At 63.2% G+C, this 24,834-nt stretch carries 20 protein-coding genes and 2 tRNA genes; 11 read left to right on the top strand and 11 right to left on the bottom strand.

What is annotated here, in order from left to right; all coding sequences use genetic code 11:
* Position 1: 1 nt before the first annotated feature.
* The 4 genes from NKJ67_RS13535 to hemP form a co-directional block, all read right to left on the bottom strand.
* Positions 2-1,099, bottom strand: coding sequence for a FecCD family ABC transporter permease (locus NKJ67_RS13535; RefSeq protein ID WP_352581636.1), 1,098 nt, complete (start codon positions 1,097-1,099; stop codon positions 2-4).
* An 11-nt stretch (positions 1,100-1,110) separates the two neighbouring features.
* A complete protein-coding gene (locus NKJ67_RS13540; protein WP_352581637.1) occupies positions 1,111-2,019 on the bottom strand; it encodes a heme/hemin ABC transporter substrate-binding protein in 909 nt (302 codons plus the stop codon).
* Positions 2,020-2,029: 10 nt separating this feature from the next.
* Positions 2,030-3,091 (bottom strand): hemin-degrading factor, encoded by a 1,062-nt coding sequence (locus NKJ67_RS13545; RefSeq protein ID WP_352581638.1) that lies wholly within the window; start codon positions 3,089-3,091, stop codon positions 2,030-2,032.
* Positions 3,092-3,215: 124 nt separating this feature from the next.
* Entirely contained in the window at positions 3,216-3,428 is a 213-nt protein-coding gene (hemP, locus tag NKJ67_RS13550) for a hemin uptake protein HemP (RefSeq protein ID WP_352581639.1), read from the bottom strand.
* A 198-nt stretch (positions 3,429-3,626) separates the two neighbouring features.
* Here hemP and NKJ67_RS13555 point away from each other — a divergent pair, with 198 nt between their 5' ends.
* The 4 genes from NKJ67_RS13555 to hmuQ all read left to right on the top strand — a co-directional run bounded on the left by NKJ67_RS13555 (position 3,627) and on the right by hmuQ (position 7,748).
* Complete coding sequence (locus NKJ67_RS13555; protein WP_352581640.1) at positions 3,627-5,825, top strand: TonB-dependent hemoglobin/transferrin/lactoferrin family receptor; 2,199 nt, start codon at positions 3,627-3,629, stop codon at positions 5,823-5,825.
* Between the two features lie 5 nt (positions 5,826-5,830).
* A complete protein-coding gene (locus tag NKJ67_RS13560) occupies positions 5,831-6,274 on the top strand; it encodes a hypothetical protein (RefSeq protein WP_023812248.1) in 444 nt (147 codons plus the stop codon).
* A gap of 85 nt (positions 6,275-6,359) precedes the next feature.
* Complete coding sequence (locus tag NKJ67_RS13565; RefSeq protein WP_352581641.1) at positions 6,360-7,373, top strand: TonB family protein; 1,014 nt, start codon at positions 6,360-6,362, stop codon at positions 7,371-7,373.
* A gap of 60 nt (positions 7,374-7,433) precedes the next feature.
* Positions 7,434-7,748: a heme-degrading protein HmuQ gene (gene hmuQ / locus NKJ67_RS13570; protein WP_056596121.1), complete on the top strand. Its 315-nt coding sequence runs from the start codon at positions 7,434-7,436 to the stop codon at positions 7,746-7,748.
* A gap of 71 nt (positions 7,749-7,819) precedes the next feature.
* On the opposite strand, the gene putA is transcribed toward hmuQ, so the two are convergent.
* Complete coding sequence (putA, locus tag NKJ67_RS13575; RefSeq protein ID WP_352581642.1) at positions 7,820-11,431, bottom strand: bifunctional proline dehydrogenase/L-glutamate gamma-semialdehyde dehydrogenase PutA; 3,612 nt, start codon at positions 11,429-11,431, stop codon at positions 7,820-7,822.
* 163 nt (positions 11,432-11,594) lie between these two features.
* Here putA and NKJ67_RS13580 point away from each other — a divergent pair, with 163 nt between their 5' ends.
* Positions 11,595-12,047 (top strand): Lrp/AsnC family transcriptional regulator, encoded by a 453-nt coding sequence (locus tag NKJ67_RS13580; protein WP_127399081.1) that lies wholly within the window; start codon positions 11,595-11,597, stop codon positions 12,045-12,047.
* Between the two features lie 267 nt (positions 12,048-12,314).
* Here NKJ67_RS13580 and NKJ67_RS13585 read toward each other — a convergent pair whose 3' ends face one another.
* From NKJ67_RS13585 to NKJ67_RS13595, 3 genes are all read right to left on the bottom strand, one after another.
* Positions 12,315-12,488 (bottom strand): hypothetical protein, encoded by a 174-nt coding sequence (locus NKJ67_RS13585; RefSeq protein ID WP_352581643.1) that lies wholly within the window; start codon positions 12,486-12,488, stop codon positions 12,315-12,317.
* 65 nt (positions 12,489-12,553) lie between these two features.
* Positions 12,554-13,753, bottom strand: a complete 1,200-nt coding sequence (locus tag NKJ67_RS13590; protein WP_352581644.1) for a cytochrome-c peroxidase — start codon at positions 13,751-13,753, stop codon at positions 12,554-12,556.
* Between the two features lie 7 nt (positions 13,754-13,760).
* The gene (locus NKJ67_RS13595) at positions 13,761-14,210 is read right to left on the bottom strand and encodes a FixH family protein (protein WP_027039042.1); all 450 of its coding nucleotides are present in this window, start codon (positions 14,208-14,210) and stop codon (positions 13,761-13,763) included.
* Positions 14,211-14,361: 151 nt separating this feature from the next.
* On the opposite strand from NKJ67_RS13595, the gene NKJ67_RS13600 reads away from it, so the two are divergent.
* On the top strand, positions 14,362-15,282 hold the full coding sequence (locus NKJ67_RS13600) for a sugar kinase (RefSeq protein ID WP_127322144.1): 921 nt from the start codon (positions 14,362-14,364) through the stop codon (positions 15,280-15,282).
* Here NKJ67_RS13600 and NKJ67_RS13605 read toward each other — a convergent pair.
* The 3 genes from NKJ67_RS13605 to NKJ67_RS13615 form a co-directional block, all read right to left on the bottom strand.
* Complete coding sequence (locus tag NKJ67_RS13605) at positions 15,279-16,301, bottom strand: aldose epimerase family protein (protein WP_127267427.1); 1,023 nt, start codon at positions 16,299-16,301, stop codon at positions 15,279-15,281. The genes NKJ67_RS13600 and NKJ67_RS13605 overlap by 4 nt on opposite strands.
* Positions 16,302-16,393: 92 nt before the next feature.
* Positions 16,394-17,851 (bottom strand): NAD-dependent succinate-semialdehyde dehydrogenase, encoded by a 1,458-nt coding sequence (locus NKJ67_RS13610; RefSeq protein WP_109668700.1) that lies wholly within the window; start codon positions 17,849-17,851, stop codon positions 16,394-16,396.
* A gap of 191 nt (positions 17,852-18,042) precedes the next feature.
* Positions 18,043-18,993 carry an AEC family transporter gene (locus tag NKJ67_RS13615; protein ID WP_256747605.1) on the bottom strand — a complete coding sequence of 317 codons (951 nt, stop codon included), beginning with the start codon at positions 18,991-18,993 and terminating at the stop codon, positions 18,043-18,045.
* Between the two features lie 130 nt (positions 18,994-19,123).
* On the opposite strand from NKJ67_RS13615, the gene NKJ67_RS13620 reads away from it, so the two are divergent.
* From NKJ67_RS13620 to NKJ67_RS13640, 5 genes are all read left to right on the top strand, one after another.
* Entirely contained in the window at positions 19,124-22,144 is a 3,021-nt protein-coding gene (locus NKJ67_RS13620) for a caspase family protein (protein ID WP_352581645.1), read from the top strand.
* A 103-nt stretch (positions 22,145-22,247) separates the two neighbouring features.
* Positions 22,248-22,796 carry a histidine phosphatase family protein gene (locus NKJ67_RS13625; RefSeq protein ID WP_292134547.1) on the top strand — a complete coding sequence of 183 codons (549 nt, stop codon included), beginning with the start codon at positions 22,248-22,250 and terminating at the stop codon, positions 22,794-22,796.
* Positions 22,797-23,025: 229 nt separating this feature from the next.
* Positions 23,026-23,099 (top strand) — tRNA-Tyr (locus NKJ67_RS13630).
* Between the two features lies 1 nt (position 23,100).
* Positions 23,101-23,167, top strand: a tRNA-Met gene (locus NKJ67_RS13635).
* Positions 23,168-23,526: 359 nt separating this feature from the next.
* A complete protein-coding gene (locus NKJ67_RS13640; RefSeq protein ID WP_352581646.1) occupies positions 23,527-24,669 on the top strand; it encodes a slipin family protein in 1,143 nt (380 codons plus the stop codon).
* Positions 24,670-24,834: the final 165 nt, after the last annotated feature.

The raw sequence follows: 24,834 nt of genomic DNA on the forward strand, positions 1-24,834 counted from the left end.
CTCACAAATCAACCACGCCGCGCTTGCGCAGCAGGATCCAAAGGAAAAACGGCGCGCCCGCTATCGCGGTGACGATGCCTATCGGCAGTTCGGCCGGCGCAACGATGGTGCGTGCGACCGCGTCGGCCAGAAGCAGCAGCGAGGCACCGAGCAGCGCCGACGCCGGCAGCAGATAGCGATTGTCCGGACCGATCAGCAGGCGCAGCAGATGCGGTACCACGATGCCGACGAAGCCGATGCCGCCGCTGACGGCGACGGATGCGCCGACCGCGGCAGAGACGCCGACGATGGCCGTGTATTTCAGCCGCTGCACCGGAATGCCGAGATGACCGGCGGTCGCCTCGCCAAGCGCCAGCGCGTTGAGGCCGCGTGCCAGGAACGGCATCGCCGCCAGCGCCAGCACGATTATCGGCCCTACCGACGCGATCTTCGCCCAGGTTGCGCCGCCGAGCGATCCGAGTTGCCAGAAGGTCAGGTCGCGCAACTGGCGATCGTCGGCCATGAAGATAAGAATGCCGGTCAGCGCCATGGCGAGCGCCGCCAGCGCGATGCCGGCAAGCAGCATTGTGGCAACCGAGGTTTGCCCCCGCCGCGTCGCGACCTGGTAAAGCACCAGCGTGGTGGCGAGCCCGCCACAGAAGGCCGCCAGCGGCAGTGCAAGCGTGCCGAGCAAGGCGGTCACCGGAGCCAATATCGTGGCGCCGAGCACGATGACGGCAACCGCGCCGAGGCTGGAGCCGGCCGAGACGCCGATCAGGCCGGGGTCGGCCAGCGGATTGCGGAACAGTCCCTGCATGACCGCGCCGGAGACCGCGAGCGCCGCGCCGACCAGCATGCCGAGGATGATTCGCGGCAGGCGGATGTCATAGACGATCAGGCTGTCGCGGGCGCTCACCGCGGCGTCATCAGGCACTGTGCCGAACAGCCAGCCCCCGATGACGTTGACGGCCGATGCGTCCGAAGCCCCCGATGTCAGCGACAGAAAAATGGCAGCCGCCAGCCCCAGGCACAGCAGAAGGATGACGATGCGGGCGCGGCCCGACCTGTCGCCTCCGGATACGCTTGCCATCACCGGGCCGGCGATCGATTGATCGACCATGATCCGCCCGTTCAGTCCGTGACCTGCCCGCCATAAAGCGAGACAGCGAGGTCGTGGATGGCATCGGCCGTGCGTGGACCGAAGCCGAGCAGATAGGCGCCGTCGACGCGGATCAGCTTGCGCGCCGTTCCGGCCGGCGTGGAGGCGATCGACGGATTGCCGAACAGTTCGTCGTCCGACACCGGAGGCCCGGCATTGCTCATCATCAGGATCACGTCCGGTCTGGCGGTTATAATCGCCTCGTCGGACATTTGCTTGTAGCCGGAAAAGCCCTCGACCGCGTTGACGCCGCCAGCCAGCTTGACCATACCGTCGGCCGCGGTCTCGCTGCCGGCCGCCAGGATCTTGCCGCCCTGTATCGACAGCACGAACAGGATGCGCTTGCGTTCCTTGATCGACGTCGTCTGCTTCTCGGCTGCCGTGAGCTTGGCATCGAGTTCCCTGGCCAGCACCTCGGCCTTGGCGTCGACGCCGAGCGCCTTGCCGACGATACGGACCTTTTCGAGGATGCCTTCGTGGCTATAGTGCTCGGGCACTTCGATGAACGGGACGCTCGTCTTCTTCAAGACGTCGACGGCTTCCTTGGGACCGCTGCCATGCAACGCCAGGATGCCGGTCGGGTTGACCGAGAGCACGCCTTCCGGTGACAGCGCACGCATGTAACCGACATCGGGCAGATCAAGCGCCGCCTTTGGGTACCGGCTGGTGGAATCGCGAGCCACCAGATGCTTTTCCTCGCCGAGCGCATAGACGATCTCGGTGATCGAGCCGCCAACGGCCACGATTTTCGAAGGATCGGCAAACACGGCCGTGCCTTCCATGGCGCTGGCGGATTGCAGTGCGATAACAGCCATGGAGAGACCGATCACCGGCCCGAAAATAGATCCGCGCACGGTCGACAATCTTGGGAAAAAACGCATCGCATTTTCCTCAGGCTGCGGTCGGGCTTGGGATGCGCGGCAGGTTTTCCGCCAGGAAGCGCCAGTCGTCCCGCTCGCTTTCGCCTTCATGGCGCTTGCCGAAGAACTGGATGAACATCTTGCCGCCGGAATCATAGACCTCGAGCGAGGTGACATGACCGTCCTTGGTCGGCTTGCGCACCGCCCAGACCTCCTGGATGTGGTCGGTCCGCAAATGCAGGTGGAAGGTTTCGTCCAGCACGTTGATCCATGGCCCCATCGGTTTGATCGACTTGATCGGACCGGAATGGATCTGGATGCAGCCGCGGTTTCCCACAAAGCACATGATCGGCATCTCGCCCTCCGCAGCGTGATGAAACATGGCACGGACGGCATCATTGTCGAGCTGCCAGGCATAGTCTTGCCCGACCAGGCGCACCGCCTGCCGGCGGCTGAGCTTCAGCGTCTTCAGCATGCCGAAGAACTGGTGCACATCGGTCAGCCGGCTCCAGCGGTCGCGCAGATCGTCGAGATTGGCGGCCGCTTCGTCGCCATGGCTCTCGTCATCGGGGAGTGGTCCCGAAATGTCGACGGTCGGCTCCTGATTGGACGAGTCGAGCGCGGCAACCAGCTTCTGATAGGCATAGAGGCTGGAGGCCGGACGCAAATGCACCTTGTGCACGGCCTCGCCCGCCGCATCGAAAAACTGCAGGCTGCGGCGGATTTCGTCGCCGTCTCGCTTCTCGACGGCAAAGCCGTGTGCCCAGACCTTCGGGAAGATGCGCAGGTCGATGTTTTCGCCAAGCACCATGGCATTGTGGTTGCCGGTGACGACCTTGTCATAGACGCCGATCTTCTCGTGCACCGCGCTCTCATTGCGGGTCAGCGCCATGACCTCGCCGACGGCCTCGAGGCCGGTCAGAAGATCGTTGACGCGCGGCTCGACGCGCACGACACCGTCGCCGCAGTGCGCGCAGACCAGTTCGGCTTCCGAAATGCCGAGCTGGGCAGCCAGATCACGCTCGCGCGTCTTCGGATTGTCTGTCCGTGCCCGCCGGATTTCATGCGGGGCGGGTTTTACGCGCTGATCCATGTTTCGTCCCTGCTGCCTAGAGCAATTCCAGGAAAAGTGTGAAAGGGTTTTCCGTCCGGAATTGCGTTAAAACAAAGAGCTAGAGCGGTTCGGCGTTTCCGTGAAACGGTGAACCGCTCCAGCCTTACTTGTTGAGAATGAGCTTGCCCTGACGGGTGATCTTCAGCCGGTAGAGCGCACCGTGATGCTCAATGCCGATCTCGTGCTCGCCCTGGAACAGGGTGTTGCTGGACAGGGTTCGCACCGCCAGCGGAACCCGGTCGAAACGGGCGGGGGCCGAGGCATCGTCGGAACGGCGGACGCGATAGCGAAAATCGTTGGGATTGTGGGTGTTCATCTGGATCGATCCCTTTCCTGTGCCGGGCGTCTGGCTAGGCGTTGCGTAATCCGATTCATTTCTTGACTTGAATAATCATGTTTACTAGTCAGTGCAATACCGGATTAAATGAGTCAACATTTAAGACGCCGGAGACGATCAAAAATGCCAGCCAGCCCCGGGCCAGCCAGCATGAAACCTGGACTTTGGAGTTGGGGCATGGGGTTGGTGACTTGGGAATGGCGTGGCCGGTCGGCGGCGAACGGCGCGGCGGCATTGTTGGCAAGCGTGGCGGCTATCGCCTTGTCGGCGCAATTGGCTAACGCCCAGCAAGCGGCGCAGCCGACAGAGCAAACGAAGAAGGCTGAAGAAGAAAACGCCGCACCAGCGGGAGCAACGCTGCTCGACAAGATCCTCGTCATCAGCCGCACCGGCGAGACGGCGATCGAATCGCTGGCATCGACCAGCCATGTCGGCCAGGAACAGCTCGACCGCCGCATGGCGACGACGCCGAATGAGATGCTGCTTGGCGTGCCCGGTGTCGCGGCGCAGGCCGACGCCAGACGCGTCAGCACCAGTATCAACATCCGAGGCTTGCAGGATTTTGGTCGCGTCGCGGTCATCGTCGACGGCGCCCGTCAGAACTTCCAGCGTTCCGACCACGGCACGCAGTCGACCTTCTACATCGACCCCGAACTCGTCAAATCCGTGGATGTTATCCGTGGTCCTGTCGCCAACACCTACGGCTCGGGCGCCATCGGCGGCGTCGTCTTCTTCGACACCAAGGACGCCGGGGATTTCCTTAAGCCGGAAGAAACATGGGCCGGCTCCGTCACGGGACGCTATGAGAGCAACGGCAAGGGCTGGACAACAAGCGCATCCGGTGCCTACCGCCTCAACGAGAACTGGGATGTGCTCGGCAACATCGTCTACCGCAACTATGACGACTACAAGGATGGCGGTGGCGACACCGTCAAGGGCACCGGCTTCGATGTGCTTAGCGGCCTGCTCAAGACCACCATCCGGCCGACCGACAACAGTGAGCTGAAGCTCGGCTGGGTCGGCTCAAGCGACGGCTGGAACGAGATCAGCGGCGGCGTGCCGGTCAATGACGTCGACCTGAAGTCGAACACCTTCACCGCCCGCTACAACATTACGGATGAGGACAAGAGCTGGCTCGATCTCCATATCAACACCTCCTACAACAAGACCAATCTCGATCTGACCAGCCTCGTGCCTCTCAACCGGTTTGACCCGAGCACCGGCCTTCCAGTTGTTTTGCCGGCTGGCTCGACATCGACATTCGACATCGGCACGACCAGCATCGACATTTGGAACACGTCCAGATTCGAAACTGCGGGAATCGCGCACGAACTGACCTATGGCGGCGACTGGGCCGGCGATAAAGTTGAGACCGGCGGCACGGCCGGTGGCGACAGCTTCTATACGCCTTCCGGCAAGCGGAACGTCTCCGGCGCCTATGTCCAGGACAAGCTCACCTGGGAGTGGCTCGAAGTCATCGCCGGGCTGCGTTACGACAATTACAGCCTCAAGGATGACACACACGAAACGTCGGGGGACCGGTTGTCGCCGCGCATCACCGTCGGCGTCTCGCCTTTCGACAGCGCCAGCCTTGCCGGCCTGCAATTCTACGGCACCTATGCGGAAGGATACCGGTCACTCTCCCTGTCGGAAACACTGATCAGCGGTCGCCATCCGGCAGGTGTCACCTTCCCGTTCCTGCCCAATCCCAATCTGCGGCCGGAAACCGGAAAGACCGTCGAATTCGGCGTCAACTACAAGCAGGATGACATCCTCGAAGCCGGCGATGCGCTGCGCATCAAGGCAGCCTATTTCAACAACGATGTCGAAGACTACATCGATGGCGTTACCCTGTCGCGGTTTGACCCGACAGCCGGCTGCCCGAGCGGACCCGGTATCCCGATATGCTTCCAATACCAGAATTTTGCCAAGGCCAAGATCGACGGCTTCGAACTTGAGGGCGTCTATGATGCCGGATGGGGCTATGCCGGGCTCTCGGCCTCAATCACCAATGGTCATACCATTTCCTACAAGGACGTTCGGGCCGACCTGCTGACCATCCCCTCATCCCAGGTCACCGCGCAGCTCGGCTTGCGCTTCCTCGAGGACAAGCTGACCGTGGGCGGCGAAGTGCAATACAATGGCAAGCCCAAGGGCAATCCGATCGCCGAGGACTACACGCTGGTCAATGCTTTCGCCAGCTACCAGGCGACGGACAATTTGAAGATTGATTTCCGCGCCGACAATCTGTTCGATGTAAAATACGCCAACCCGCTCAACCTGACCACGGCCGGCCAGCCGCCGCAGCCGGTTTTCGCGGCCTACGAGCCCGGCGTCACCCTGAAGCTGGCGGCGACGATGCGATTTGGAGGCTGATGACCATGACGAGCTTGATGACATCCCTTCGTCTGCTGACCTCGATGCTGGCGATGTCGCTTGCGATGGTTCCGGCGTGGGCACAAGAGTCCGCGCCGGTCCCTGCGCTGACCCTTGAACTCAACGGTGCGCAACCTTCCGACAAGGGTTGCCGCCTGACGTTCGTGGTCAACAACAATCTCGGCGCCGACCTGTCCAAGGCGGCGTTCGAGATCGCCCTGTTCAACGAGGCCGGCGTCGTCGACCGGCTGACCGTGCTCGACTTCAAAGAATTGCCGGCAGGCAAGACCAAGGTGACGCGTTTCGATCTGGCCGGCACCGAGTGCTCGAAAGTCAGCCGCGTGCTGATCAACAGCGCGACCGAATGCACCGGTACCGGCGTCGAACCGAACGCCTGCATGCGAAAGCTGAAGACGGACACCAAGACCGGGATCGCTTTCGGAGTCTGAGGTGGGGCTGCATCATGCATTGCCGCGAAACACCGTAGTGCAGCCTCTGGCCGGCGATAGCAGACTGCCGGCGAACGATCTTGATTTGACAACTCTGCTCTTGTCGCTGCAGGTCTCGCGGCGAGACATGCAGGACATCAATCCCCTCCCCGAGGCCGGCGCCGAGCTGACCATAGAGCCAACCGAGCCGCTCGCGCTGCCGCGGCCATCGGCCTGGAGCCGCAAATGGACGGCGGCGATCGTCGTCTCCTGCCTGCTCCATGTCGCGGTGGCGGCGGCCTTTCTGATCTCCCCTACGGGGATTTCCAGTTTCCAGGACGCCGAGCAGCCGGAAGGTAGTGAACAGTCGGGCAGCAACGTGGCCGGCAGCGCGCTGGACAAGGACCCGGCGGCAATAAACGTTGCACTGGTGCCCAGCCCGCAACCGGCCAAACCACAGCCGGCAACGCCGCCCAAGCCGTCGCCGCCAACGGAGCCTTCGCAACCCGTGAAGGACGCAGCAAAGCCGCTCAAGCCTTTGCCGGAAGCTGTCAAACAGCAGACGCTGACGCCCGACATATTGGTGGCCGGCGCCCCGCGCTCCGATGATCAGACCGTGGATAGGAAGGCCGAAACACCAGCGGAGCCAACCGTTCAGGCCGAGAGCACGGAAGCGCCTGTCGCCGTTCCGGAGCGGCCTCCGATCCCTAGAGCCAGGCCAACTCCGGCAGCTGCCCCTTCAGAGATGGCGGATGAGAAGCGCGGCACGGCGTATGGCGAGGACCGGTCGGCGCAAGCAGCCAGCAAGGGCAAAAGGCAAAAAGAGGCAGGCACGGCCGCGGAAGACAACTACCGCGGCGATGTTTTTAGAAAGCTCGGCAGCGTCAATCGCACCCTCCCGCCTTCCCTACAGCTGGCGGCACGCAACAATGCGGTTGTCACATTCGTCATAGGCAGGAAGGGCAACATAAACGAGTTGCGCATTCTGGAAACCTCAGGATCGGCGGCTTTCGATCAGGCAGCGCTTGGCATTGTCCGCAAGGCAGCCCCCTTCCCTCCGATTCCACCACAGGCAGCAAGCGCAAATTTGGAGTTCGAGACCGAAATCGGCCCATTTTGAATGTGCGCAGAACAAACGCTGCAGCCGCCAATCATCAACATCCGCACGAAAGGAACCGCAATGTACATCGCAATGAACCGCTTCAAGGTGCAGACCGGCTCGGAGAGCGACTTCGAAGCCGTCTGGAAGAACCGCGATTCCAGCCTTGCTGAGATGAAGGGGTTTAGGGAATTCCATCTGCTGCGTGGCCCGGTCAACGAGACCGAAGGCTACACGCTTTTCGCGTCGCACACGGTGTGGGCCAGCCACGACGATTTTATCGCCTGGACCAAGTCCGAGAATTTCCGCGCCGCCCACAGGAATGTCGGCACGACAAAGGTCCACTATCTCGGCCACCCCCAGTTCGAGGGTTTTTCGGTCGTCGAAGGCGCGTAATGCATGTCGGCCAAAAGTGGTCCCGATTTTTGGGACAACGACATGCATAAAAACAAAAGTTGACCGGGGGGTCAGGCCCCGGCCAGCAAGCTCGCATTGCCGCCCGCGGCGGTGGTGTCGACGCAGACCGCCCGTTCATGCGCATAAGCCGCCGGGTTGAGCACCTCCGTGACCAGCGGCACGATCGGGCCGGAGCGGTCGGCGATGACCTTGCGCACGATGCGCGCGGCCTCCGACGTGCCTGAAAAAGCGACGACGTTGACGCGTAGCGCGCGCGCCTCGACCGGATCCGGCCGGCCGTCGATGGCGGCCAGCGGCAGGCCCTTGCCGGTCAACGCGGAAAGGGCTGCCGGTGCACCTGGCGCAACGGCCAGCACGGCATTGCCGGCGGCGAGCGCCTGGATCGTCTGCGCCAGCAGCGTATCGCCGTCAGGACCAAGGCACAGCACCCGTCCGCGTGGCGACAGCGACAGCGTATTGGCCTCGCCGGTCGGCCCGGGCAGGTCGATCTGGCCGAAATCGATGCCGGCGGCGGCACCTATGGCCGCGGCACCCTTGCCGCGCAGATGCTTCCTCAGAATGGCGATCCGGTCCGGACGGGTCGACCAGCCGCCAAGTGTGGGATCGGGCAGATTGTCGGCAAGTTCGGTCGCCGTCACCTTATGGCCATCCTGCAAATCGGTGCCAGCCTCCGGCCCCTTGCGGAAGCGGCGGAGATAGTGCGGACCGCCGGCCTTCGGGCCGGTGCCTGAAAGCCCCTCGCCGCCAAACGGCTGCGAACCGACGACGGCGCCGATCTGGTTGCGGTTGACATAGATGTTGCCGGCGTGGATGCCGTCGACGAAATGCTGCACGCGGCCCTCGATCCGGGTGTGCAGCCCGAAGGTCAGGCCGTAGCCCTTGCGGTTGATGGCGGCGATGACCGAGTCGATCTCGTCGGCGTCGAAACTGGCGACATGCAGCACCGGCCCGAACACCTCGCGCTCCATGTCCTCGATACCCTTGACGCGGAAGACGTGCGGCGCGACGAAGCGGCCCTCCTTGGGTGCCTCTAGCTTGGCGATCAGCCGGCCCTGCAGGCCCATTTTCGTGCAGTACTCGCGGATCGAGTTCTGTGCCTCGTCGTCGATGACCGGGCCGACATCGGTCGAAATCCGCCAGGGATCGCCGACATTGAGCGCCTCCATGGCGCCCTTTAGCATCTCCAGCATCTTCTTCTCGACGTCCTTCTGCACGTAGAGCACGCGCAGCGCCGAGCAGCGCTGGCCGGCACTCTGGAAGGCCGAGGCGAGGATGTCGCGCACCGCCTGTTCGGGCAGCGCGGTGGAATCGACGATCATGGCATTAAGGCCGCCGGTCTCCGCGATCAGCATGGCGTCGGGCGCGGCCGTCTCGGCCAATTGCTTCTCGATCAGCTTGGCAACCTCGGTCGAGCCGGTGAAGCATACGCCGGCAATGCGCGGGTCAGCGGTCAGCGGGCCACCGACCGACGGGCCGTCGCCGGGCAGAAGCTGGATGACGTCTTCCGGCACACCAGCCTCGCGCAGCAGTTCGACAGCACGGAAAGCGATCAGCGGCGTCTGCTCGGCCGGCTTGGCGATAACCGAATTGCCGGTGACAAGTGCTGCCGCGATCTGGCCGGTGAAGATGGCGAGCGGGAAGTTCCACGGTGAAATGCAGACGATGGCGCCCCGCGCTTGCGTGCCCGCCTCTGCATTGACCGCCTCGGTGGCGTAGTAGCGCAGGAAGTCGACGGCCTCGCGCACTTCGGCGACGCCGTCGGCCAGCGATTTGCCGGCCTCGCGGGTGGCGAGTGCAAAGAACTCGACCGCATTCGCCTCATAGAGATCGGCGGCACGATTGAGGATGGCAGCGCGCTCGGCAACGGGACGTTTTGCCCAGGCCGGCTGCGCTTCCACCGCAAAGCGCACGGCGGTCGCGACTTGCTTTGCGGCGGCTTCGCTGACCGTGCCGACCACTTCGGAAGGCTTTGCCGGGTTGACGATCGGACGCTGCTTGCCGTAGCCGGCGGCCCGCGTGATCGGCTTGGCATACCAGCGATCCGGCCCGGCGAAGGCCGCCCTGGCCTTGTCGATCGCCGCCAGCGTCACCGTGTCGGTGATGTCGAATCCTTTCGAATTGCGACGCCCGGCTCCAAAGATCTGGGAAGGCCGGGCAATCGCCGGATTGGCGGCCGGACCCTGGCTCTCGACCGTTTCGAGCGGATCGCGCGCAATGTCCTCCGGCTCGACGTCCTCGTCGGTCAGTTGGTGTACGAAGGAGGAATTGGCGCCGTTCTCCAGCAGCCGGCGGACCAGATAGGCCAGCAGATCGGAATGCGCACCGACCGGTGCATAGATGCGGCAGCGCGTGCCTTCGGACCGGCGCACCGTCTCGTGCAGCGCCTCGCCCATGCCGTGCAGGCGCTGGAACTCGAAGGAATCGCGATTGTCCGCCATCGCCAAGATGGCGGCGACGGTGTGGGCATTGTGGGTGGCGAATTGCGGATAGATGCGGTCTGTCATCGACAAAAGCTTCTTCGCGCAAGCCATGTAGGAAACGTCGGTGTTGGTCTTGCGGGTGAAGACGGGATAGCCGGACAGTCCGAGCGTCTGCGCCCGCTTGATCTCGGTGTCCCAATAAGCACCCTTGACCAGCCGCACCATGATGTTGCGGTCGTATTTCCTGGCCAGCGCATAGAGCCAATCGATGGCGAAGGCCGCGCGTGGCCCATACGCTTGCACCACCACGCCAAAGCCGTTCCAACCGGCGAGCTCCGGCTCGGCCAGCACCCGCTCGATGACGTCGAGCGACAGATCGAGGCGGTCGGCCTCCTCGGCATCGATGTTGAGGCCCATGCGCGAATGGCGCGCGGCCAGCGCCAGCGACAAGAGCCGGTCTGCCATGACAGGCAGCATCTCGTCCTTCTGCGCCACCTCGTAGCGCGGATGCAGCGCCGAAAGCTTGACCGAGATGCCGTGGTTCTGCCTGATGTCAGGACCGTTGGAGCCGGAATCGAGCGACGAAATCGCGTCGGCATAGGCCTTGTGATAGCGCAAGGCGTCGGCCTCGGTGCGGGCCGCCTCGCCCAGCATGTCGAAGGAATAGAGATAGCCCTTCTGCGTCATCGGCCGGCCGCGCTTGACGGCTTCCGTGATGGTGCGGCCGAGCACGAACTGCTCGCCCATCTCGCGCATGGCGGCGGCCACCGCCTTGCGGATCACCGGCTCGCCGAGCCGCCGCACCATAGAACGCAGCGTGCCCTCGATGCCGCCCTCGCCCTCATCGAGGACGCGGCCGGTCAGCATCAGCGCCCAGGTCGATGCGTTGACGAAGATGGAGCTCGAACCGCCCGAATGCGCCGACCAGTCGTGCGGCGCAATCTTGTCGGCGATGAGGTCGTCCATCGTTTCGGTATCAGGCACACGCAAGAGCGCCTCGGCCAGGCACATCAGCGCGACGCCTTCCTTGGTGGAGAGACCATAGGCCGAGAGGAAGACTTCCATCAGCCGAGGATCCGACGAGCCGCGCACCGCCCGCACCAGATCGGCGGCCCGTGCCGAGATCGCCTTGCGGTCTTTCACTGAAAGGCCCGTCGTCTCGGCCAGTCGCTTCACGGCCTCGTCTTCGTCGGGCAGGTAGTTGGCGCGGATCTGCTGGCGGATGGCATCAAGCGCTGGCATGGCGGTCCCGTGGATCGAGCAAAGGGGATCGGGCCGGCGGTCACCGGACCGAATGGCGCAAGCTAGCACAGGTGTGAATTTTCAGTCGGTCCGAAGAAATCGACATTGCAGGTCATTCGATTTATCCTGGCGGCTCAGACTTGACATATGGACTGCATTTTCGATGATAGAAGACCAATTGGACCGCATTGACAGGAACATCCTGTCGGCGCTGGCAAGCGATGGCCGGCTTTCCATGTCGGAACTGGCGACAAAGGTCGGCCTGTCGAAGACGCCGGTGCAGGCGCGGGTGAAGCGGCTGGAAAAGGACGGCTATATCAGAGGCTACCAGGCGATCATCGACCGCGAGCGCATGGGCGAAGGCCATGTCGCTTTCGTCCAGGTGAAATTGTCCGACACCCGATCCGCCGCGCTCGATGCCTTCAACCGATCCGTACAGGCCGTGCCGGAGATCGAGCAGTGCCACATGATGGCGTCGAGCTTCGACTATCTGCTGAAGGTGCGCACCCGGGATATCGCCGCCTATCGCCGCGTCCTGGGCGAGCGCATCTCGGCCCTGCCCCACGTCGCCCAGACTTCGACCTTCGTGGCCATGGAGACGGTCAAGGATCGGTAGAGCCTAGGGATTTGCCGAAGCCTCCCCAACTTCGTCATCCCTGGGCGAAGCAGGAGCGAAGCTCCGTCGCGGAGACCCTGGGATCCATGCCGCGACCTTGGCCGAAGAATGCAGCGGAGCAGAATTCCGCACCGCAGCAGCGCTTCCGAGTCCCGGCATGGATCCTGGGGTCTGCGCCGCGTCGCTTCGCTCCTTGCTACGCCCCAGGATGACGAAGCGATGGATGTTTGCGCCAATCGCCGAAGCATGCGGTCCGTGCTTAAGGAATTAGGCGCTCAGCGGTCGCCCCACGACTTTGGCGTCCTGTTTCTCGCACCGAGCCTTGATCGAAGCCTCTGCGATTGCGAATTCCTCTTCCAATGCCTCATATTGGGCAGCGAATTTTGAATCCTTGAACCATTCCTTGGCGGCTTCCTCGACGGGAATCATACTCCGGCTCATAGAACCTCCTTTGCTCGCTTCAGCACCAACTCGCCTCGCTTCGCTTATTCCTATAGTCGGCAACCTCACTCCGCCAGCGTCTTCAGGAACGCCACCAGCGCTCCGCGCTCGCGATCCGACAACTCCAGCGGGTGAACCTCTGACCCCCCTTCAACGCTGGGGGCAGCCTTGGCGTAGTGCGCCACCACCTCGTCGAGCGACGAAAACTGCCCGGCATGCATATAGGGCGGCCGCGTTGCCGCTCCGCGCAGCGATGGCGTCTTGTAGGCGCGAACGAGTTCGGGCGCATCCTTGACCATGAAGCGCAACTCGCCGCAGGCGCTGGCGTCGCCATCGCGATAGGCGCCGAAGCAGTTGAACGGGTCTGCCTCGACTTGGTGCACGGCATCGATACGGCCGCGATCCGGCGGCAGGCCCGCAACGGAAGGCACGCCGGTGTTGTGGAAGCTGTTGTCGGTGAAGCGCGGGCCGTTGTGACAGGTCACGCAATTGGCCTTGCCGATGAACAGTTTAAGCCCAAGGATTTCTTGTTTGGAAAAGACAGCATCGCCCTTCGGCTCGGCACCGGTGGCGAGGTCCAGCGCAAAGCGGTCGAAGCGCGTTGGCGCCGGCGCGATCGAGCGTTCGAAGGCGGCAATCGCCTTGCCTAGATTGGCAAAGACGCCGTTGATAGCGTCACGCTGCGGGCCGCTCATCGCATTCCAGGCCGCCCTCTCGACATCGTTTCCAAGCGGGCTGGCATCCAACGGCATGCCGGAAAAATCAGGCAGCGGCCCGAAGATGCGCTCATAGCGTTCGCCGAAGCGCGCCTTGATGTAATGCGCGTAGGCGGTGCGGTTTCCCGCCTGCTCCAGCGGGTTTTCGAGCGGCGTCAGCGCTTGCGCCCACAGGCTGTCGCGGCGGCCATCCCAGAAGAACCAGGGATCGCGCGCCACGCCGGCCAGTGGCATGGTGCGCCGGTTGGTGCGGCCGACCCCGACCGCCTGCGGCAGGTCGTCCTGGAACTGACGGTCGATCTTGTGGCATGTCGAACAGGATACCGACCCGTCACCGCTCATGCCCTGATCGAAGAACAGCGTCGAGCCGAGTGCGGCAGCCGCCGGCACGTCGGCAAAACGATTGGTGGTGTCGGGCTTGAGCGCCGGCAGGGACGACAACGCCAGCGAGGCGATGGTTGTCTTCTCGGCGTCGGAAAAATCCGGCTTCGTGCAACCGGCAAGGACAACGGCCAGCATCAGCGCCAGAAAACGCGAAAGCCGCCTCATGTCCTGCTCACAGCACCACGTTGAAGAGCACCGTGTCGGAGCCGGCGGTGGCCGAGATGGCGAAATGCAACTGCCACCAGCCGCTCATGGTGAATTTCACTCCTTCGATTCGATAACGCCCGTCGCCGAGATAGTCGGTCGCCTGCGGGCTGGTCGGCAGGCCGTGACTGTGCAGTGGCATGCCGCCCGAAATCGCGATCGCGGCACCTTCCACCGGAACACCTGCCTTTGTCTTCAAGGTCAGCAGCCAGGATTGCAGTTCGCCCTGCCGTACGACACCCCGCTCCGGCGCGAAGCTGGCCACGAACAGCGCGTTGGCGGTGTTCTTCGTCCGCGAGACATCCGGGCCGGCAGGCAGCGACGACCGCGGCGCCGTCAGGAAGACGACCGCGAGAATGCCGACCAGCAAGGCAGCCAGACCAAGACCCGCCAGAAGATAACGCCATATCGATGCCAAACCGGTTCCTCTTCCGCAGACAACGCTCTGCCGGACGGATCGCATCCCGCCAGCCTGTGGGAAAACGCTGTGACGGAAAAAACCCTGCTTGCCAAGCATGGCGCTGCCGGTGGCAAAAAGCTACAGCACCGGGATCACTGGAGGATTGTAGATGGCGGGAAACGGCGTCGCCTCGATCGGCGAATGCATGCTCGAACTGTCGGGCCAGACGGGACCGAACTGGCGCATGGGCTTTGCCGGCGACACGTTCAACACGCTGTGGGCGCTGCACGCGCTGAGCACCGAGCGGCCGGCAACCTATGTCTCGGCCTTCGGCGACGATCCGTTCTCGCAAGGCCAGATCGATTTCTTCGCTGAAAACGGCATTGGCATCGGCTCCAGCCCGCTCATAGCGGGCGCGCGGCCCGGCCTCTATGCCATCACGCTGACGGGAGCCGAACGTTCCTTCACCTATTGGCGTGGCGACGCCGCCGCGCGGCAGCTTGCCTCGGACCCGGCCGCATTATCGAAAAACTTGGAAAATCAATCGCTTGTCTATTTTTCCGGAATCACTTTGGCAATTCTGGACGAAGCCGCGCGCGCTGCCTTGCTGGCCGCAGTCGCCAAGGCGCGCTCGGCTGGTTCACTTATCGCCTTCGACCCCAACTACCGGCCGCGGCTCTGGCGTGAGCGCGAGGAGGCGCAGGCAGCGATCGTCGAAGCCCTTGCCGTCACTGATATCGCATTACCAACCTTTCCTGACGAGCAGATGCTGTTTGAGGATGCAACGCCGCAAGTGACCGCTAAACGGATCGGGAAATTGGTTGGCGAGGTCGTCGTCAAGAATGGCGAAGCGCCGGCGCTGATCGCCAAAGGAGGAACGCTGCGCGACGTGCCGGCGATCCATGTCGCAGCTCCCGCCGATACGACGGGCGCCGGCGATTCCTTCAACGGCGGCTATCTTGCGGCTCGACTTGCCGGCCACGAACCGCTGGAAGCCGCACGCCATGCCCATCGTGTCGCCGCGGCCGTGGTGCAGGTACGTGGCGCACTGGCGCCGTTCGAGACGCTGCGGGCGGCGTTCGAAGGCTAAGGTAGCCGGAATCTGTATTCCGTGACGTGGTGGTAGATCGCGCCCGGCCACAGCGTCGCCTGCGGGAAATAGGGCCGGTTCGGCGCATCCGGCCAAATCTGCGGCTCGAGGCAGAAACCGCAAAAGGCCTTGTAGTTCCGCCCTTCCAGCCCGGTGCGCGGCGTCACATACTGACCGGTATAGAGCTGGACGCCGGGCTCGGTGGTCCAGACCTCCATCTCGACACCGGAACTGGCGCCTTGCGTCCACGCAGCCTGTTTGAGCGGCCCGCGTGTCGAAGCGAGGCAGAAATTCTGGTCGTAGGGCAGCTGTTCGCCCTCGGTCTCCATGCGCAACGGCCGCGCCTGGCGGAAATCGAACGGCGTGCCATCAACCGGCTTGACCACCCCGGTCGGGATCATATCGCCATCGACCGGCAGATAGGCGCCGGCATTCAACATCATCCTGTGGTCGAGAATGTCTCCGGCGCCGCCATCGTCCAGGTTGAAGTAGGAATGCTGGGTGAGATTGCACAGCGTCGGCTCCTCACAGGTGGCTGTCAGCTCGACGCTAAGCGTGCCGGGGATCTTCAACCGGTAGGTGCAGGTGACATCAAGCGCGCCGGGAAAACCCATCGCGCCGTCGGGATCGTGCAGGGTCAGCGTGACGAAATCCCTGCCATGCAAGGAAACCGTCCACGGCCGGTGGGAATAGCCTTGCGAGCCGCCATGCAGCGTATGCTTGTCGAGGAAGTTTTGCTCGGTCTGGTAGCGGCTGCCGCCAATGGTGAAGCGGCCGTCGCGGATGCGGTTGGCGTAGCGGCCAACGACAGCACCGAAGAACGCCGTATCCGTCTCGTAGCCTTCCAGGCTGTCATAGCCGAGCACCAGCGGAGCATCGTGCCCGGTCAGGCGCAGATCCTGGATGATCGCGCCCAGACCGATGATGTTGGCTGTGATGCCGCCGCCCCTGATCGTGAAGCGACGCACCTGCTCGCCAGCCTGCGTCGTGCCGAAAACCTCGCCGTCCTTCATCGCCATGCTCGTAAATGCCAGTTGATCCAGAAGACTTCGGCTGGTTTTCCCACGAGAGATGGGCAGGCTATCGGCCTGCTCATCTCAGGGATAGCCTATCAGAGGCCGAGGCCGCCGATGCAGACATATTTGGTGTCGAGGTAATCCTCGATGCCCTGATGTCCGCCTTCCTTGCCGAGGCCGGATTCCTTGACGCCGCCGAACGGCGCTTCCGGCGTGGTGATGAGGCCTTCATTGACGCCGACCATGCCGTATTTCAGCCCTTCCATCACACGGAAGGCGCGGCCGAGATCGCCCGTGTAGAAGTAGCAGGCGAGGCCGAATTCGGTGTCGTTGGCGAGGGCGACGGCTTCCTCTTCGGTCTCGAACTTGAACACCGGTGCGACCGGGCCAAAGATCTCTTCCTTCATGAAGCGCATCTTGGGCGTCGCATTGGCAATGACGGTCGGCTGGAAGAACGAACCGCCGAGCGCATGGCGCTTGCCGCCGGCGACGATCTTGCCGCCCTTGGATGTGGCGTCGGCGATCAGTTCCTCGACCTTTTCCACCGCCTTCTCGTCGATCAGCGGCCCCTGCTGCACGCCGTCCTCGAGGCCGGAGCCGACCTTCAGCCCGTTGCTGGCGGCAGCGAGCTTCTCGACGAACTTGTCATAGACACCAGCCTGGACAAGGAAGCGGTTGGTGCAGACGCAGGTCTGGCCGGAATTGCGGTACTTGGCGGTGATCGCACCGGCGACCGCACGCTCGAGGTCGGCGTCGTCGAAAACGATGAACGGCGCGTTGCCGCCGAGCTCCATCGATACCTTCTTGACGGTGACCGACGACTTCTGGATGAGAAGCTTGCCGACCTCGGTCGATCCGGTGAATGTGATCTTCGACACCAGCGGATTGGCGCAAATCTCGTCGCCGATCTCGCTGGCCGAACCGGTCAGGATGTTGACGACGCCCTTGGGGAAGCCGACTTCCTCGGCGAGCGCACCCCAGGCGAGGCCCGAATATGGCGTCTGCGACGCCGGCTTGACCACCGCGGTGCAGCCGGCGGCGAGCGCCGGGCCGAGTTTGCGAGCCAGCATCGAGGACGGGAAATTCCATGGCGTGATGGCGGCAATGACGCCGACCGGCTCCTTGGTCACCAGGATGCGGCGGTCCGCCCATGGTGAGGGCACGACATCGCCATAGGTGCGGCGGCCTTCCTCGGCGAACCACAATATGTAGGCCGCGGCGGAGCCAATCTCGCCCTTCGATTCGAACAGCGACTTGCCCTGCTCGATGGTCAGCAGTTCGGCCAGCACGTCCTGATTGTCCATCATCGCGTCATGCAGCTTGCGCAGCAGCTTCGAGCGCTCGAGCGCGGTGGTCTTGCGCCACGATTTGAAGGCGGCGGCGGCGGCCTCGATGGCGCGGCGGGTCTCGGCCTTGCCCGACTTCGGCACGGTGCCGATCTTGAGACCGGTGGCCGGATTGTTGACGTCGACTGTCTGGCCGCTGTCGGCCTGCACCCACTCGCCGTTGATGAGATTGGCCTGCCGCATGAAATGGCTGGTTTTCTGAAGCATGGTCTATCCTCCGTTCAGCGCCCTGACGGGCCGGTCTGTGAAATCTTCGGTGAGCGTGCGCCATGGACTGAAGCCGGCACGCCGGAGCCACTGCTCTTTACCGAGGGCAAGGCCCGCAAGCAATCGCAAGATGGCATATAGGGCTTGGGCCACAGCGAGACGAGAGCAGGCGACGTGCTTACCCCGATGCCTTACCCGAAAACGTGCAAGACGACAGTCAGCCAGAAAGCCGTGGTGATGGCTGCACAGGCCGTTGCGATGGTCATCTGGTTCGACGCCAGCGCCTGGCCGGTGTTGAACTGAACGGCGATGAGATAAGAATTGATGCCGGATGGCAGCGCCGCAACCACCACCGCCACCTTGGCCGTCAACGGCGGCAACGCAAGCAGCCACACGAAGGCGAGAACCAGTGCCGGCATCAGGAACAGCTTCAACGCTGAAAGCGCCAGCGCCGGGCGGACATTGCCTGATATGCCGAAGCGGCGCAGGCTGAGACCCATGGCAAACAGCGCCACCGGTCCTGCCGTGTCGGCCAGCGCATCGACCAGACGCATTGCAAGGTCGGGCAATGGCGCCCCGGTCATGCGCCAGGCAAGCCCGGCCAGAATGCCGATGATCAGCGGATTGAGAAACAGCCGTTTCAGAAAGCTTCTGACGACACGCAGGGGATGCACGTGCTCGCTACCGCTCCGGCCAAACATCTCGAAGAGCACGATGGAAGCCATCATCATGATCGGCAGATGCACGGAGACCAGCAGCGACAGCACTTCAAAGCCGCTCGGGCCGAATATGCCGAGAATAAAGGGAGCACCGAGCAGGACAACGTTGGAGTAGGCCGACGATACGCCGCCGACAACGCCGGCGCGTGCGTCGCGCCCGAACACCCGCGTGGTGACGAGATGGCCGGCGGCCCAGGTGATCGCCACGGCCGCGAAATAGGCGCCCCACAGCGACCAGGGCGCCACGCCGTGGAAATCGGCATTCACCATGGTCTGGAACAACAGCAGCGGCATCGCCACGCTGATCGCGAAATCGGCTATCCCCTCGCCGCTCGCTGGCTTCAAATAGCCGGTAAACCCGGCGAGATAGCCGAGCGCGACAAGGCTGAAGACGAAAAGGACGGTTTCGGTGAGCGGAGACATTTTTACCGTGACGGGCGAATTTCCCGTGATAGGCGAGCCACGACCGCGACGCAATCGCGCCTGAATTTGATCATCGTCGGCTGGCAGCGTTATAGAGGGTTTGGATCATCAGGGCGGACACGAACGACAAATGGCTTTTGTCGGACTCTCGAACCTTAGTCGTTTGCGGCGGGCATGGCTGACGGCTATCGTCGCCGCACTGCTTTGCCTTGCCGCGACCGCGCTTGCAGTTGCCGAGACGAAAAGCCTTAAGGGCGTGGCGCTGATCATCGGCCAGTCGAATTACCTGCACATCGCCGCCCTGCCCAACCCCGCCAACGACGCCCGCGACATGGCCAAGATGCTGACCGACCTTGGCTTCGACGCCCGCAGCGTCACCGACCGCGACGCCACCAAGCTGAAGCGCGACCTGGAGCGGTTCACCGAAGATGCCGACGGCGCCGATGTCGCCTTCATCTACTACTCCGGTCATGGCATCGAGGCCGGCGGCGAAAACTATCTGGTTCCGGTCGATGCCGACGTCCCGTCGCTGAAGGATGCCGGCACCAGCCTTGTGCCGATATCGGCCGTCATGGAGGCATTGAAAAAGACAGTGCCGGTGACGATCATGCTGCTCGACGCCTGCCGCACCAATCCATTCCCCGCGGATGCCATGGTACGGCGCTCACCGACCGCTTCCGCCTCGCCCATAGGCGCCGGCGGGTTGGAGCCGGTGCGCGGCGCCAAGGCGCTCGGCAATGCACCGGCGGCCGACGCGAGCCTGGGTATAGTGGTCGGCTTTGCCGCAGAACCGGGTCATCCTGCACTTGATGGCGCCGCCGGCGAAAACAGCCCTTACGCGTCCGCCCTGCTGCGCCACCTCGCGGCGATGAAGGGCACCGAATTCGGCTCGGTCATGCGCATGGTGACCGAGGAGGTCTATCTCGACACAAAAGCGAAGCAGCGTCCCTGGATCAATGAAAGCCTGCGCCGGCTGCTCTATTTCGGCATCGCACCAGTGGAGCCGACCGGCGACGACGGACTGATCACAGGCGAAAGGCGCCAGCTCCTGCTGACGATTTCCGACCTGCCCGACCCGAAACGGGCGCAGGTGGAACTGGCCTCGCTGCAGGAAGGCGTGCCGCTCGACGCGCTTTATGGCGTGCTGAAGGCGCTCGGCACGGAAAAGATCCCCGAAGACCCGACCGACCTACAAAAGGTGCTCGACGCCCAGGCCGAGCGCCTGAAGAAGATGATGTCCGAGCGTGCAGCACTGCGCACCGACGATCCGGAGATCAAACGGCTTGTCGCTTCCGCCGACAAGGCGATCGGCCAGGGCGCCATCGTGACGGCGCGCAAATTCCTCGACGATGCGGTCGGCCGGGTCGAGCAGACCAACGATGCGGTCGATCAAGCCGAGGATCTCGTCAAGCAGAAGCGTCTTGCCGACGCCGCGATCTATGCCAGGCGCGCCGATGCCTCGGGGCTGGTCTTCGATTACAAATCCGCTGCCGGCGACTATGCCAAGGCGTTTTCGCTGGCCGGAAAATGGGACGACAAGCTGCGCTGGAACTACAAGAACCAGGAAGCCGAGGCGCTCAACGCCTACGGCTACGCCACCGGCGACCTCGATGCGCTGCAGCACGCCATTGAGGCCTATCGCACCATCCTGAACTTCATCCCCAATGGCGAACAGAACCGCGACTGGGCCATCACCCGCAACAACATGGCGGTGGTGCTGCAGACCATCGGCGAGCGCGAGACGGAGACCGCGCGCCTTGAAGAGGCAGCGCGGATCTTTCGCGATTCCCTTGTCGTGTTCGAGCGCGAGAAGGACGACCTCAACTGGGCCGCCGCGCAGAACAATCTGGCCAATGTGCTGTTGAAGATCGGCGAGCGCGAGAGCGACCCGAAGCGCCTGAACGAGGCGGTTGTGGCGATGCGCGCGACGCTCCAGAAACGCCCACGCGAAAAAGTGCCGCTCGAGTGGGCCGCTTCGCAGAACAATCTCGGCCTGGCGCTCTATGCGCTTTCCGAGCGCGAGGCCGCCGGCGAACATCTGACGCAAGCCGAGGCGGCCTACCGGCTGGCACTTGAGGAATACACACGCGAAAAGGCGCCGGTGGAATGGGCGATGGTCGAGAACAATCTCGGCAACACGCTGGTGTCGCTCGGCATCCAACTCAACGACAAGGCGAAGATAAACGAAGCGGCCGACGCGTTCCGTGCCGCGCTCGAGGTGCGAACCCGTGAGACCTTCCCCGTCTCATGGGCGACCAGCAGGCTCAACCTCGGCAACGCGCTGAGCGGCGTCGCCCGCTTCGATATGGGCACCGGCGCGCTTGAAGAGGCCGCGGCCGCCTATGATGACGCACTGACGGTCTTTACCCGGCAGCGTTTCCCGATGGACTGGGCGTCGGCGCAGAACAATCTCGGTTCGATCTACCAGACGCTTGGCCAGCGCACCCGCGACGCGGCCAAGCTGGAGCAGTCGGCGAGCGCCTTCCGGGCGGCCCGGCAGGTCTATGTCAGACGGAAATTCCCTCGCGATTGGGCAATGAGCCACTACAATCTCGGCAACACACTGCAGCTCCTCGGCGGCGTCACCGACAAGCCGGAACATTATGGTGAAGCCATTGCCGCCTACCGCGATGCGTTGCGCGAGTACAAGCGGGAGACGAATCCCCGCCAATGGGCGCTGGCCCAGGCCGGCCTCGGCTCGACGCTGCACTGGCTGAGCATGAGCAATGCCGACTCCAGGACCCTGCTTGAGTCCATAGCGGCCCGCCGGGCAGCCCTCGAAGTACTCACCGTCGACGCGGCACCGGTCGACTGGGCCAACGCCCAGAACGGCATCGGCATGAGCCTGCTCAACCTCGGCAATCTCGAACGCACCGGCAAATATCTCGGTGATGCCGAGGCCGCCTTCGCGGCCACGCTGAAGGTATTCACCAGGGAAAGCCTGCCCATGCAATGGGCCTTCTCGCAGAACAATCTCGGTGACGTCAGCTGGAATCGGGCCAGCTATGGCGGGGGCAAGGCCGAATATCAAAAGGCGATCGAATTCTTCGAGAACGCCAAGCAGGGCTTTACCGAAGCCGGCTACACGATCCCCATCCCGCTCACCGACCAGAAGATCGATCTGGTGAAGAAGCAGATGGCGAAGAAGTAGGTCTATGCATCCCGCCGACCGCGCCTTGTCTTTCGGCTGGCTTTACCGTCCCTATATGTCCCGTCACCGGAACCCATTGCCGGGAACCGGAGAAGGATAGCGGATGATTCGATTTGCCTTGGCGTTGTTCCTGTTTCTTGTTCCCGGCGTAGCCCACGCCACGGATGCAGGCTGGGCGCTGCTGCGCGATGGCGGACACGTCGTGCTGCTGCGTCATGCCATGGTCACCGGCACCACCGACCCGGCCAATTTCGACATCGACAGTTGTGCCACCCAGATGAACCTGTCGGCGCGTGGCAAGCAACAGGCGAGCAAGATCGGCGCTCTGTTTGCCGCCCGTGCGGCACCGATCGAGCGCGTGTTGTCCAGCCGCTATTGCCGCTGCCTCGACACTGCCCGCATCGCCTTCGAGGCCGAGCCGGAGCTGTTTGCTCCGCTCGATCTCCTGAAGGGCGACGAGGCGCAGAAAGCCGCGCAGATCGCGGCGATCCTGAAAGAAATCCGCGCCTATTCCGGCTCCGACAATCTGGTCATGGTTACCCATCTGGAAGACATCGTGGCGCTGACCGGCATCTCACCGCGCGAAGGCGAGGCCGTGGTCGTGGAGCCGCAGGGCGATGGCCTGCGCGTGCTCGGCCGCGTCACCTTCTGAGCGCCCTGCGCGCGATCGCTGACGTCGAAAGCGGTGTTGCCTAAATGCCACCGCCGCAAGAAGCCGCAAATCCGCCACGACAATGCCGCTTGCGACAACCCGTCGCAGGGGCTATAGGCGCGCTCCCGGTCACGAGAACCGAAGTGAGCACAACGGTTGGAGCTTTCGCCTCCGCCCGTGCAGACGGCTTTGCCGCTCTGTATACGGCGCCGCTTTGGGGATTGGGATCGTGGATGTAGCTCAGTTGGGAGAGCGCCGGACATAATCCGGAGGTCGGGGGTTCGAGTCCCTTCATCCGCACCACGGATAGCTCAGTTTGGTTAGAGCATCAGATTCATAATCTGACTGTCGAAGGTTCGATTCCTTCTCCATTTGGCCTTGAAAAGCCATCCGAAAAACGGTCCGGGGACTGGAATGCGAAAGACTGGACGGGTGACCCAAGCCCTCGGGCGCGGATCATCCAAGCGTCTCTCGCCATCGGCTCGCGGCCAGGCCCGCGGTGACGATCAAGGCGCAGCGTCGCCGGCAAGGGAGGCCAAGGCCTCCGGCGCCCGCTTCTCTGCCCCGCGATCCGCTCCCGCAGGCCCGCCACGGATTGATGCCACCAGTCCCCGGATCATTCGTGCCGGGCTATGACGCAAGCGACGACGACGTGAAACGAGAAACGAAAGGAACGATCGACGCATGACTTGACGCCTCGCATGGGGCCATGCCCGACAGGAGTATGACAATGACCATTCTCGACAAGGTTCTTGGGCGCGAGCGCGTCCTCGTAAGGGAAAACGAACGTGCCCTCACCCTCCACAAGGGGGAAATCAAGACTGTCCTGCTGCCGGGCGAGCACTGGCTCGCCAACCGGCGCGGCAGCCTCGAAGTGTCCCGGCACGATCTGAAGAACCCGGAATTCGTTTCGGCATACGAGAAGGCGTTGTTCGACAAGCTCCCGGATGTAGCCGCGCGTCATTTCACCGTCGTTCGCACCGGGCGCACGGATGTCGCCATCATCGAGCGTGACGGCAATCTGCACGCCGTGCTGGCGCCGGACCGCAAGCTGGTGCTGTGGACGGATGCCGGCCCGTGGAAGGTGACGCTGATCGACACATCAGTCGATCTCGCCATCGATGCGGCGGTCATGCGCCGGCTCGGCCAGGCCCGGAAGGCGGAATTGATGTCCGTCCATCCGGTCGTCGACGGTCAGGCCGGACTGCTGTTCATCGACGGTGTTCTGGTCAGGACGCTGACGGCGGGCGTGCATGGCTTCTGGAACGTCGGACGCATGGTGCAGATCAAGGTCGTCGACCTCAAGCGCCAGTCGCTCGACGTTGCCGGGCAGGAAGTGCTGACCAAGGATCGCGTGACGATCCGCGTCAACATCGCGGCCGAATACCGGGTCGTCGATCCTGTCAAGGCGGTGAGCATGGTGAAGGACTTCTCCGAAGCCCTTTACCGCGCCCTGCAGTACGCCTTCCGCAAGACCCTTGGCGCGCTGACACTCGATCAGATCCTTGAAAAGAAGGTGACGATCGACGAGGAGGCCGCTGGCAAGGTCCGCGCCGATATGGCCGAGATCGGGGTGGAGGTCAGCGATATCGCGCTCAAGGATGTCATCCTGCCGGGCGAGATGCGCGAGATCCTCAACCAGGTGGTGTCGGCCGAAAAGCAGGCCGAGGCCAACATCATCCGTCGCCGCGAGGAGACGAACGCGACGCGTTCCCTCCTCAACACGGCCAGGGTGATGGCGGAAAACCCGGTGATGCTGCGGTTGAAGGAGCTCGAGGCTCTGGAAACCATCGCCGGCAAGGTCGAGCGGCTGACCGTCCACAACGGAACCGGCGGGCTGCTGAACGATCTGGTCAAGCTCCGCGACAGCTGATGCATGTCGCCCAAAAAACAAAGGCTGACGTGACGTCAACAGAAGGGGCGGCGCGGAAAACACAGCACCGAGAAGCGGAGAGAGGGAACAGGAACAAAAAAAAAAAAGAAAAAACAAGAAAAAAAAAAAAAAGAAAAAAAAAAAAAAAAAAAAAAAAAAAAAAAA

Origin of the sequence: Mesorhizobium sp. M0088, assembly GCF_040322895.1 — a bacterium.
GTDB lineage: Bacteria > Pseudomonadota > Alphaproteobacteria > Rhizobiales > Rhizobiaceae > Mesorhizobium.